Genomic DNA, 4,717 nt, shown 5'->3' on the forward strand with positions numbered 1-4,717 from the left:
TCTGGCTCGCGGTGGCCCTCGCCACCGGCGCCGCCCTGCTCCAGTTCGCCGGCCAGGACCTGCGCCCGCTGTCCGCCGTGCCCGCGGTGCTCGGCGCGGCGCTGCTCGTGCCGGCGGCGCTGCGCCTGCTGCCGCGCGGCACCTTCCGGGCGGACCGCGGGATGCCGACCGTGGTGCTGATGCGCGGGATCGCCGCGGGGTCCTTCATCGCCGCCGAGAGCTTCATCCCGCTGATGCTGGTCACCCAGCGCGGCCTGTCCCCGACGCTGGCGGGCCTGTCGCTGGCCGGCGGCGGCCTCACCTGGGCGTTCGGCTCGTACGTCCAGTCCCGGCCGCGCTTCGAGGGCTCCCGCGAACGGCTGGTCCAACTCGGCATGCTCTGCACGGCGTTCGCGATCGCGGCGGTGCCGCTGGCCCTCGACCACGCCGTCCCCACCTGGATCGTCGCGATCGCCTGGTGTGTCGGCGGCCTCGGCATGGGACTGGCCATATCCACCCTCGGGGTGCTCCTCCTCCGGCTCTCCCCGCCGGCCGACGCCGGCACCAACTCCGCCGCCCTCCAGGTCTCGGACTCCCTGTCCAACGTCCTCATGGTCGGCGCCGCCGGCACCGTCTTCACCGCCCTCGGCGGCGGCTCGGTGGCCCCCACGGCGGCCGCGCACGCCGCAACCGCCGCCGCCCACCCGGCGGCCTTCGCGGCGGTCTTCCTGCCGGCCGCGGCCGTCGCTCTGCTCGGCGCGGCGGTCGCGGTCCGGCTGCGGCCCAGGGATTCGCTCGCGCGGACCCGCACGATGGGCTCGGCCCCCGCGTCCCGATAATCTGCCCGGCATGACCGAACCGGACGACGTCTACTCCGACGATGCCGAGGTGGCGGTAGCCGCCGCACGAGCCGGGGCCGACGTCGTACGCGCCCTGTACGGCCGGCAGCTCACCCGTATCGACAAGGGCGGCGGGGACTTCGCCACCGCCGCCGACGTGGCGGCCGAGCAGGCGATCCTCGGCGTCATCAGCGCCGCCCGGCCTGACGACGCGGTACTCGGCGAGGAGGGCGGGCAGCAGGGAGCGGCCGGCGCCGCCCGCCAGTGGCTGGTCGATCCGCTGTGCGGCACGCTGAACTACGCGGCCGGCACCCGGCTGGTGGCCGTCAATGTCGCCCTGCGCGGCGGTGCGGCGGCGGTGGCCGACCCCTTCAGCGGCGAGATCTTCTTCACCGGTGGCGAGACCGCCCGGGTACGGCACGACGGGACCGATACCCGGCTGGCGCCCACGCCCGCCACCGGGCTGGTGGACGTCAACCTGGACGCGAACGCGCCCGGCTTCAGCGCCACCGACCTGCTCGCCGACCCGCGCTTCCAGGCGCGGTTCCGGCCACGCGTCATGTCCACCACGCTGGCATTGGCCTGGGTCGCGGCCGGCAAGCGCGCCGCCTACGTCACCGACGGCGGCGACCTGTCCGGCAGCGTGCACTTCGCCGCCGGCATCGCCCTGTGCCGGGCCGCCGGCTGTGTCGTCACCGGCATCGACGGCGCCCCGATCGGCCCGTCCGGCCGCGGACTCCTGGCCGCCGCCGACGCCGAGACCCACGGCCTGCTGCTGTCGATGATCAGCGGCCCGCAGTAGCCCGGCCCGTAGTAGCCCCCGACGAGGCCCGGCAGAAGGTGCCTTCGGCGATCTGGCACGGCGGCTGGGCGAGGAGGAAGTCCGCGATCACGGCCTGCTCGACTCGGCCCTGGCCCGACCGCAGGCCACTGTTTTCGGCCAGGACGCCTACCCGGACATCGGCACAAGGCGGCCTCCCTGATGGAGTCCCTGGCCCGTAACCGCGCCCCCATCGACGGCAACAAGCGCATCGCCCGGTACGCCGCCTGGGTCTGTCTCCACCTCAACGGCCACCCCCTGCACCCCCACTTCGACGTGGACGCCGCCGAACCCTTCGTCCGGATGGGGCCGCTCCCGCTGGGGCGCCCGCTGTGAGCTGAATCGCACCCCCGCCCCGCGGGCACGTCTCGGCGTCCCGCAGCGGAGGGCGGCCGGTAGGCTGAGGCGGTTTTCGCACGACCCCGGGGTTCGCGTACGACCCCGCGGGATGAGCCGCAGCCGTATCGCCGACCCACGACGGAGAACGTGACTACCACCGCTTCGAACGCGCATCACCACCTGTCACCCGCCTTCCCCGGGCGCGCCCCCTGGGGGACGGCGGGCAAGTTGCGGGCCTGGCAGCAAGGGGCGATCGACGCGTATGTGGCCGCGCAGCCGCGGGACTTCCTGGCGGTGGCCACGCCGGGGGCCGGGAAGACGACGTTCGCGCTGTCGCTCGCGTCATACCTGCTGCACAACCATCTGGTCCAGCAGATCACCGTGGTGGCGCCCACCGAGCACCTGAAGACGCAGTGGTCGGACGCGGCGGCGCGGATAGGGATCCGGCTGGATCCGGACTACAGCGCCGGCCCGGTGGGGCGGGAGTACCACGGGGTCGCGGTGACGTACGCGGGGGTGGGCGTGCGGCCGATGCTGCACCGCAACCGGTGCGAGCAGCGCAAGACGCTGGTGATCCTGGACGAGATCCACCACGCGGGCGACAGCAAGTCGTGGGGCGAGGCGTGCCTGGAGGCATTCGAGCCGGCCACCCGGCGCCTGGCGCTGACCGGGACGCCGTTCCGGTCGGACACCAACCCGATCCCCTTCGTGACGTACGAGGAGGGCAACGACGGCATCCGCCGCAGTTCCGCCGACTACACCTACGGGTACGGCAGCGCGCTGGCGGACGGCGTGGTGCGGCCGGTGATCTTCCTCAGCTACAGCGGCAACATGCGCTGGCGCACCAAGGCCGGCGACGAGTTGTCCGCGCGGCTGGGCGAGCCGATGACCAGGGACGCCATCGGCCAGGCCTGGCGGACCGCGCTCGCGCCGACCGGGGAGTGGATCCCCAACGTGCTGCGGGCGGCCGACCAGCGGCTGACCGAGGTGCGCAAGGGCATTCCGGACGCCGGCGGGCTGGTCATCGCCGCCGACCAGGACTCGGCCCGCGCCTACGCCAAGCTGATCAAGGAGCTGACCGGTCACAAGGCCACCGTCGTGCTGTCCGACGACACCGGCTCCTCCCGGCGCATCGAGGAGTTCAGCGCCTCCGACGACCGCTGGATGGTCGCGGTGCGGATGGTGTCCGAGGGTGTGGACGTACCGCGGCTGGCGGTCGGGGTGTACGCCACCACCATCTCCACGCCGCTGTTCTTCGCCCAGGCGGTGGGCCGCTTCGTACGGTCGCGGCGGCGCGGCGAGACGGCGTCGGTGTTCGTGCCGACCATCCCGATGCTGCTGGAGTTCGCCGGCGAGATGGAGGTCGAGCGCGACCACGTGCTCGACAAGCCGAAGAAGCAGGGCGAGGAGGATCCCTTCGCCGAGGAGGACAAACTCCTCGCCGAGGCCGAGAAGGCCGAGGACGAGGCCACCGAGGACGACATGCTGCCGTTCGAGGCGCTGGAGTCCGACGCCGTCTTCGACCGGGTGCTCTACGACGGCGCCGAGTTCGGCATGCAGGCCCACCCCGGCAGCGAGGAGGAGCAGGACTACCTCGGTATCCCGGGCCTGCTGGAGCCGGACCAGGTGCAGATACTGCTGCAGCGCCGCCAGGCCCGGCAGATCGCGCACAGCCGGAAGAAACCGGACGAGGAGGCCGATCTGCTCGAACTGCCCGCGGACCGGCGGCCCGTCGTCAGCCATCGGCAACTTCTCGAACTGCGCAAGCAGTTGAACACCCTCGTGGGCGCCTACAACCACCAGAGCGGCAAGCCGCACGGGGTGATCCACACCGAACTGCGCCGGGTCTGCGGCGGCCCGCCCAGCGCGGAGGCGACCGCCGGACAACTCACCGAGCGCATCAAGAAGGTCCAGGAATGGGCTACCCGAATGCGGTGATGTCCGCCGTATTGTAGGGGAACGATCCCCAAGGGCGGGTCAAGGCAACGCCCGGATTGTGGACGACCCCTTCCGCTGAGCGGTACCCGCTCGCTACGGTGCCGGTCACGCACGCGCCGTGGCAGTGCAGCCGCGGAGCGCAGCCGGTATGCCGACCAGTCCGGCGGCCTCTCCGCGCACTGCCGCGGGACCGGCAGTGCGTCCTTTTGTGAGATGCGCCGCCGATTTCACGAGGAGGGGGCGTCGTGACCGCGGAGACGTCTCAAACGCTCGACCGGGGCCTGAGGGTCCTTAAGCTGCTCGCCGACACCGACCACGGGCTGACCGTGACCGAACTCGCGGCGAAACTCGGGGTGAACCGCACCGTGGTGTATCGGCTGCTGGCCACCTTGGAGCAGCATTCACTGGTCCGCCGGGATCTGGGCGGGCGGGCCCGCGTCGGGCTCGGCGTACTGGGCCTGGCCCATCAGGTGCACCCGCTGCTGCGGGAGGCGGCGCTGCCGGCGCTGCGCTCGCTGGCCGAGGACATCGGCGCCACCGCCCATCTGACCCTGGTCGACGGTACGGAGGCGCTGGCGGTCGCCGTGGTCGAGCCGACCTGGACCGATTACCACGTCGCCTACCGCACCGGCTTCCGGCATCCGCTGGACCGCGGCGCGGCCGGCCGGGCCATCCTGGCGGGCCGCGGTATGCAGCCCACCGCGGACGGCAGCAGTTGGGAGCTGTGCGCCGAGGCGGAGGGCGCCGGGGCCGAGCCGGTGGACGTGTACGCCGCGGCCTCCAACCAGCGCCACGCGGCCCC

At 73.0% G+C, this 4,717-nt stretch carries 3 protein-coding genes and 2 pseudogenes; all 5 read left to right on the plus strand.

All coding sequences use genetic code 11. The annotated features are described in order from the left end of the window. Positions 1-818: pseudogene (locus tag GA0115240_RS36840) on the plus strand (MFS transporter); the annotation flags it as partial. Between the two features lie 10 nt (positions 819-828). After that, positions 829-1,620, plus strand: a complete 792-nt coding sequence (locus tag GA0115240_RS13135; RefSeq protein WP_093736860.1) for an inositol monophosphatase family protein — start codon at positions 829-831, stop codon at positions 1,618-1,620. 52 nt (positions 1,621-1,672) lie between these two features. Beyond that, positions 1,673-1,938 (plus strand): annotated as a pseudogene (locus GA0115240_RS13140) (type II toxin-antitoxin system death-on-curing family toxin); the annotation flags it as partial. Between the two features lie 186 nt (positions 1,939-2,124). Next, positions 2,125-3,915, plus strand: coding sequence for a DEAD/DEAH box helicase (locus tag GA0115240_RS13145; RefSeq protein WP_093736861.1), 1,791 nt, complete (start codon positions 2,125-2,127; stop codon positions 3,913-3,915). 245 nt (positions 3,916-4,160) lie between these two features. Next, positions 4,161-4,717: IclR family transcriptional regulator (locus GA0115240_RS13150; protein ID WP_256069796.1), on the plus strand; the 557-nt coding region annotated here is incomplete at its 3' end.

Origin of the sequence: Streptomyces sp. DvalAA-14 (assembly GCF_900091855.1) — a bacterium.
Taxonomy (GTDB): Bacteria; Actinomycetota; Actinomycetes; order Streptomycetales; family Streptomycetaceae; genus Actinacidiphila.

Excerpts from the sequence above, each read along its gene's own strand:
- GA0115240_RS13135 (WP_093736860.1), top strand. The coding sequence starts at position 829 with ATGACCGAACCGGACGACGTCTACTCCGACGATGCCGAGGTGGCGGTA.